Origin of the sequence: Acinetobacter sp. YH12255, from assembly GCF_013417355.1 — a bacterium.
GTDB lineage: Bacteria > Pseudomonadota > Gammaproteobacteria > Pseudomonadales > Moraxellaceae > Acinetobacter > Acinetobacter pseudolwoffii.
Genome location: NZ_VPEC01000076.1, coordinates 1 through 6,933, shown reverse-complemented (window position 1 = coordinate 6,933; position 6,933 = coordinate 1). Strand labels below are relative to the sequence as shown.

8 protein-coding genes and 2 pseudogenes are annotated in these 6,933 nt (G+C 38.4%); all 10 read left to right on the top strand.

The window, feature by feature from the left end; all coding sequences use genetic code 11:
* The first annotated feature begins 239 nt into the window (after window positions 1-239).
* Window positions 240-512 carry a hypothetical protein gene (locus FTV30_RS15215; RefSeq protein ID WP_005093629.1) on the top strand — a complete coding sequence of 91 codons (273 nt, stop codon included), beginning with the start codon at window positions 240-242 and terminating at the stop codon, window positions 510-512.
* 874 nt (window positions 513-1,386) lie between these two features.
* On the top strand, window positions 1,387-1,602 hold the full coding sequence (locus tag FTV30_RS15210; protein ID WP_005093626.1) for a cold-shock protein: 216 nt from the start codon (window positions 1,387-1,389) through the stop codon (window positions 1,600-1,602).
* Between the two features lie 97 nt (window positions 1,603-1,699).
* Window positions 1,700-1,933, top strand: a complete 234-nt coding sequence (locus FTV30_RS15205; RefSeq protein ID WP_005093624.1) for a hypothetical protein — start codon at window positions 1,700-1,702, stop codon at window positions 1,931-1,933.
* A gap of 62 nt (window positions 1,934-1,995) precedes the next feature.
* Window positions 1,996-2,193 (top strand): hypothetical protein, encoded by a 198-nt coding sequence (locus FTV30_RS15200; RefSeq protein ID WP_074382686.1) that lies wholly within the window; start codon window positions 1,996-1,998, stop codon window positions 2,191-2,193.
* 188 nt (window positions 2,194-2,381) lie between these two features.
* A pseudogene (locus FTV30_RS15195) lies at window positions 2,382-2,577 on the top strand (hypothetical protein); the annotation flags it as partial.
* 206 nt (window positions 2,578-2,783) lie between these two features.
* Window positions 2,784-3,043: pseudogene (locus FTV30_RS15190) on the top strand (IS1 family transposase); the annotation flags it as partial.
* Window positions 3,044-3,490: 447 nt separating this feature from the next.
* Window positions 3,491-4,849 carry an NAD(P)-binding domain-containing protein gene (locus FTV30_RS15185; RefSeq protein WP_074382685.1) on the top strand — a complete coding sequence of 453 codons (1,359 nt, stop codon included), beginning with the start codon at window positions 3,491-3,493 and terminating at the stop codon, window positions 4,847-4,849.
* Window positions 4,850-4,921: 72 nt separating this feature from the next.
* The gene (locus FTV30_RS16380; RefSeq protein WP_257228935.1) at window positions 4,922-5,326 is read left to right on the top strand and encodes an IS66 family insertion sequence element accessory protein TnpB; all 405 of its coding nucleotides are present in this window, start codon (window positions 4,922-4,924) and stop codon (window positions 5,324-5,326) included.
* Window positions 5,269-5,658, top strand: coding sequence for an IS66 family insertion sequence element accessory protein TnpB (gene tnpB, locus FTV30_RS15175; RefSeq protein WP_180001873.1), 390 nt, complete (start codon window positions 5,269-5,271; stop codon window positions 5,656-5,658). The genes FTV30_RS16380 and tnpB overlap by 58 nt, the downstream gene beginning before the upstream one ends.
* Before the next feature lie 74 nt (window positions 5,659-5,732).
* Window positions 5,733-6,933 (top strand): IS66 family transposase (locus FTV30_RS15170; RefSeq protein ID WP_180001872.1); only part of this gene is annotated, 1,201 nt, incomplete at its 3' end.

Below are 6,933 nucleotides of genomic sequence, written 5' to 3'. Positions count from 1 at the left end.
TTCAAATGGCGATTCAGCGTTTAATTGGTTTTGGGAAAAAAGAAGAGTTTAAGGAAATTTTGGCAATTTTAAGAAAGCAGAATCCTGATAGGATAAGGGTTCTGTGAAATTTGTCGTGTACAGAGTAAATATTTAACAATATCAATAGATTGATGAATAAAATAACTGAGCCATTTTTTTAAATAGGGTGAAATTTTGCTGCCTGGAAAAGCGATGGTATTTGATAGAGATGAGAGCAAGTGAATAAAGTTGTTAAAAAACAAATCGCTTTTTTGATTGTCCTGGTTTGTGGTGTCGGCTTCTATAATTATAAGACGACACAACCACGGCAACAGCCTGATGAATCAATACAGCGAGCTCAACAAAGAGAAGCGGAGTTTATGCAAAGAAGGGCTGAATATATTGCGAAACATGGTGAACCCAGTGCTGTTGCGCAGAAAATGGATGAGGCATTTGCTCACAAGAATGGTACCCAGCTCATTGAACCACCCTCTACAATCCTTAAGGACTGAATAAATTGACGATTCAATTGCTCGATCAAGCAGGGCAGCCAGACATTGGCTCATTTTAGGCGCTTGGAGCGAGGAATCCATCAATCTGCTGTAATTCAAACCGTCCGCTTCGACACTCACAAAAGTGCGTATTCTAAAAGCGGAAATTTTTACTTTGGAGCAACCGGACATTTCTATTTGGGGCTGACACCCGAATTTTGTATATGAGGGTTTATGTTAAATAAACGATATTTATTATTTCTTCAAAAGTAAAAAACTACCTAACAGGCTAATGCTGATCAGTTAAGAATTTCAGAACTAAAATTATGTTCAATAACACATAAAATTAGATCAATTAAAATTCAAAAATAAGGAAATTTAGATTTATTTTTAATCTAAATTTCCTTAACTGACTGGCATTAACCTAACAGGCGGTTTTTTATCACATACTGCTAATTATCAGTATTTAAAGCTATAAAATTTGGCGGTTTATCTATGACTTGCATATGGGAAAAAATCATCATTCCCGAAATTAAAAACATCAATATTGTTATTACAGAACTATATAATCGCATTCATTATTTATCAATCTAACTCAACTCTACATATTACCTTATATTGTTACATTTACAATAAAAATATGATTTTACTGAATTTTTTAATTAATTTAATCTTATTTTATTAGTTTAATAAATATATATATAAGAAAACTTGATTTTTACTATTTTTAGTGTATAGTTAAGTTAACTAGAAAAAAGTCTTGTTCCGGTAAATCTTCTTTAAGTATCGCAGTTTTAGTCATAATCCTTCGTTTTTTCAGATTTTAAGTCGCTTCTTTATTATTTCAAAGCTATTAATCAGTCAATAAAATGATTAAAAATTAGTAGGATATATTATGTCAAACTCAAATGTTGTTAAAGGTACTGTTAAGTGGTTTAACGAAACTAAAGGTTTTGGTTTCATTCAACAAGAATCAGGTCCAGACGTTTTTGCTCATTTCAGCGAAATCGCGAATTCAGGTTTCAAGACCTTATTTGAAGGCCAGCAAGTTGAATTCAGTGTAGCTCAAGGTCAAAAAGGACCGAATGCTGTAAATATTGTTGCTATCTAAGTAATAATAAGCAGTAATAAAAAGCACTCATTAGTGCTTTTTTTATACTTTAAAATGTTTTCAAAATTGAAAAAATTTCTAAAAAATAGGATATAAGTTGTTAAAAATAAATGATTTAATTGCAAAATCTAAAAATGGTACTGAAATTATTGTTTCATTAATTCCTCTACATAAAATGCAAAATACACGTCAAGGTTTAAAACAAATTGAAGTCGGTAAAAGAGTTCTACTGGAATCTGGAATCGAGGTTGATTTAAATTTGGATGGTCGTACATTTTACACTTCTCTAAATCAGCTATTTAAATTAAATGATAAAGTTGTGTATCAATAAAAATAATAAACATCAATGGTTTATGTGGACTTTCCACTGCAATTTTTTTTAAGGGGATATATATGTTTAAACAGACTCTCAGCATCAAAGACCAGTTTGGCGTTAAATACGCTATTCAAGCTACTGTGGATCATGATTTTGCCACCACCCAATCTCATTCGAATATAAAACATATCACCGTCGATGGTGAAGATATTCGACCTAGTTTTGAAATGCTTTTTCAAAGTACTTTAAGTGGAAAAATATTCAAAATCATCTAGAAATATAATTTCTATAAAATCCATAGTCTGGATCAAATATCAGAACCTGCTCGCTATTATGCGGGTTTTTTTATAGCTCATATTTATATTTGTAAGCCTCTGCTTATGCGAAACGAGAGTTCACAGCTCTCGTTTTTTTTGTTCTAAAACTGCTAAAATTCTTATACGCCATTGACGTACTTAAACCTATTTTATTTATTGAAAACAGTATTTTTACCAAGCAAATCAAAGAGCTTGTGAGTGATGAAAGGTATCGTCAGCTCCAGCAAGATCTCTTGGTATAGCCTGATCAGGGCGATTGAATCAAAAAATGGTGGTGGAATTCGTAAAGCACCTTGTGCTCAAGGCAATAATGGTAAAAGTGGCGGTATCCGGGTGATCTATAAAGCGTACAAAATAGCCTAAATTTTATCCACAGCAATTGGGGATAGTTTTCGCCCTGGAAGAGCTGATAACTTTGGGGAAATTCCAAAATTGAGCATTTTTTAATCTATTGGGACTTGCGCACTATTATTTATAGATTCTCTGTGGCAGCAGATGATTTTTATCGACGCAGATTCAAATCCCAAGTGCGACACATTTGTAGTTAGTTGAAAAAGTTAGGTGAACCGTACCGGGTTTGTCGGAGGCGAATTTCGAGTAATTTATGGGACAGTTTTGTCACTGCTTTTAAAATTATAAGCAATCGATTGGTAAGTTCTTTACTGTAGGTATTGAAGGTAATAATTGCAGAATCAGGCATCGGCTCAGGCGTGGATTTAGGAGAAGCTGTAATTTTTCGAAAAAGTTAGAAAACCACTTTAAGGCTTTCGATTTAACCTTCTTCCACATCAATAATGGCTGCATTTAATCCCAGCATACTTTTTGAAACACCACCACTTCAATTCAAACAAATTTTAAGAAAAAATCTAAAAAAATTCTCTTTAGAATCTATAGGAAAAACCTAATAAGAATCAAGAACATATACCAAATGATAAAATTTTAAATATTAATGGAATGACTTTAAATTCACTTTTATAACTAAGCAAAGCCACAATTAATCAGAAATTATGATAAGATCAGCTTTCTTAAAAAATGTATTTTTTATAAAGATGAATTGCTTAGGTAATTTTTACTGTCTTTAGCACATTTTATTATTTTTTCTTTTTTTTAATTCACATCCTATTTTGAACAGATTTTTAATCGCTCAATTTAGGATTGTATTTGCTTATCTTTATAATGCTTATATTTCAAATCCTAAATTGTGACACTCAAAATTGGAGAGGTAATTAAGAACTCAAAACTAATGGAGATAGCAATGGATCGAATTGCAATTATTGGTGCTGGCCCAAGTGGCATGGCCCAATTAAGAGCGTTTCAGTCAGCAAAGGCCAAAGGTCTACAAGTTCCTGAAATTGTATGTTTCGAAAAACAAAATGATTGGGGCGGGCTATGGAACTATACTTGGCGCACTGGTATAGATGAACATGGGGAACCTGTCCACGGCAGTATGTACCGCTATTTATGGTCAAATGGCCCCAAAGAAGCGCTAGAATTTGCCGATTATACTTTTGATGAACATTTCAAAAAACCAATCGCTTCATATCCACCACGTGCAGTACTGTGGGATTACATCAAAGGCCGTGCAGAAAAAGCACAGGTCAAAGATTTAGTTCGTTTCAATAGTGCCGTTCAGCATATTGCCTATGATGAAACAACGCAAAAATTCACGGTAGATGTCGAAGATTATGCACAACAACAGCATTATTCAGAACAATTTGATTATGTTGTCGTTGCATCTGGACACTTCTCTACCCCACGCGTTCCTGTTTATGAAGGCTTTGATCAATTCCATGGTCGCATTTTACACGCACACGACTTCCGTGATGCGCTGGAATTTAAAGGCAAGTCTGTGTTATTGGTTGGCAGCAGCTACTCTGCCGAAGACATTGGTTCGCAATGTTATAAATACGGTGCTAAGCAAATTTACAGTTGCTATCGTAGTAAAGCCATGGGCTTTAAATGGCCTAAAAACTGGTCTGAAAAGCCACAATTACTGCGTGTAGATGAAAATACTGCTTATTTTAGTGATGGAACATCTGCCAAAATTGATGCCATTATTTTATGCACAGGCTATTTGCACCACTTCCCATTTATTGAAGATAACCTACGCCTCAGAACACATAACTGCCTTTATCCGCAGGGTTTATATCAGGGTGTGGTGTGGGAAAAGAATCCTCGCTTGTTCTACTTGGGCATGCAAGATCAATGGTACACCTTCAATATGTTCGATGCGCAAGCATGGTTTGTCCGTGATGTGATTTTGGGCAAAATTGCTTTACCAAGCACGGCAGAAATGCAGAGCCATACGCAGACCTTACATCAAAAAGAGCAGCGCCTATTGAACGATGAACAATCTGCCCGCTTCCAAGGTGACTACATCAAACGCCTGATTGCGCAGACGGACTATCCATCATTCAATATTGATGCAGTGCATGATATTTTCATGCAATGGAAAAAGCATAAAAAAGAAAACATTATGGGCTTTAGAGATAAAGTCTATCGCTCAGTAATGACTGGAAAAATGGCTAAGCCACATCACACGCCATGGTTATATGCGCTAGATGATTCTTTAGAAAACTATTTGGAAGATGAAGCACAACGTGAAGCGATGTAAGGCTTAATCACAAAAAGCCACACAATACGCAGCAAAATAGCCAACAAGCCCCATAAGTTATGGTCATGGGGTTTGTTGTTTGGACTGCCACCACTCTCCGAGACAAATAAGGCCGTACAGCCTTTACGACGTAACAACCCTGATGAACATGAACCTCTCGAAGCAAAGAAAGAAATCCTTTGCCGTAAAGCACCGGACGTTTCAATTGCTTCGGTCGCTTTGCAACATGGATTGAATACAAATCTTGTATCCAAATGGATTCGCTTAATTGATGGTAAGCCAGGGAATGATCGCTCACCACTACCGAATAAACCTGCATTTATTGCCTTATCTTGCTCTGCACCATTAGATCCTACTCCTACTGACATGTTAACGGTTCAAATTACTTTACCCCACTCAAAAGCAGAAATTGGCTTGAAATGGCAAGTATCAGAAATATCTGCTTTAGCAGAATTACTCAAGGCACTTGCAACATGATCCGCATTGATGAAATCTGGCTTTCTACCCAACCTCTGGATATGCGAGCAGGGATGGATACGGTCATGGCTCAGGTGCTGAGAGCCTTTGGCTCGATCAAACCGCATTGCGCCTACCTGTTCTGTAATAAGCGTGGCCATCGCATGAAAGTGCTGGTGCATGATGGATTGGGCATCTGGCTGTGTGCCCGGCGGCTGGAACAGGGTAAATTTCACTGGGCTCAGATTCACCAGGGTGAAACCGTAGCCCTCAGCCCAGAGCAGTTGCAGGCACTGATCCAGGGTTTACCCTGGCAGAGAATTGGACGACAGCAGGTGGTGACGATGCTCTAAACCAGGCTCGTACATTCTGCTATTCTCCAAACGTTCTATTTCATTCTCTTCATGACCTCAGGCATACTGCGGTCATGAAAACGCTGCCTGATTTAAACCAACTGACCCATGAGCAACTGCTGGAATTTACCCGGCAATTGGCGATGCAGCATCAGTCTTTGGCACAATCAAATCAGCAATTAGATGCCAAAGTTCAACATCTGGAAGTCACCAATCAACAATTAGATGGCAAAGTTCAACATCTGGAAGCATGCAACCAACATCTCTCTATTCTCACTCAAAAATACGAGCATGAACTGGCGCTGTTTAAAAAGCACAAATTCGCCCAAAAGAATGAACACCTAACAGCAAAACAAATCCATCTGTGGGATGAAGCGATTGAAGAAGATATTGCCGCGGTTGATCTGGAATTAGAACGATTAAATGCAGGTAAAACCGATGCAGCGACACAGAAAGCTCTCGTCAATAAACCTAAACGTCGACCGCTACCCGATCATCTACTCACTCTCCGTATTGAGCATGAACCTGCATCAACCCAATGCACTTGTGGATGCCAACTCCGTCGTATCGGCGAAGATGTCAGTGAAAAACTGAATTTCAGACCGGCACAGTTCTATAAGGAACAGCATGTACGTGGAAAATGGGTCTGTGATCAGTGCGACACCCTGACTCAGCAAGCGATGCCCGCCTATGTGATTGATAAAGGCATTGCCAGTCCTGAACTGCTTAGCCATGTACTGGTATCGAAGTATGCCGATCACTTACCGCTGTACCGTCAGCGTCAAATCTTTTTACGCGCAGGTGTTGATCTGTCCAGATCCACGTTATCTGACTGGATTGGTCGCTGCGGTGTGGAACTGGAACCTCTGGCCAATGCCTTAAAACAGGTGGTGCTGCAACAGCGGGTGATCCATGCCGATGAAACGCCGGTCACCATTATGCGGATGGGTGAGAATGAGAAAAAACCGAAGAAAGGTTATGTCTGGGCCTATGCCACCACACAGTACAATCCAGTTCAAGCGGTGATCTATGACTTTCAGGATAGTCGTTCAGGTCAGCATGCAGAAGAGTTCCTGAATGGCTGGCAGGGCCATCTGGTCTGTGATGATTACAGTGGTTATAAAGCACGCTTTAAATCAGGCGATGTCATTGAGGTGGGCTGCATGGCACATGCACGTCGTAAATTTCATGAACTGCATGTGACCGGGAAAAGTCAGATCGCTGAACAGGCATTAGTGCTGATTCAGAAACTGTATGCCATAGAAGCAGAACTCA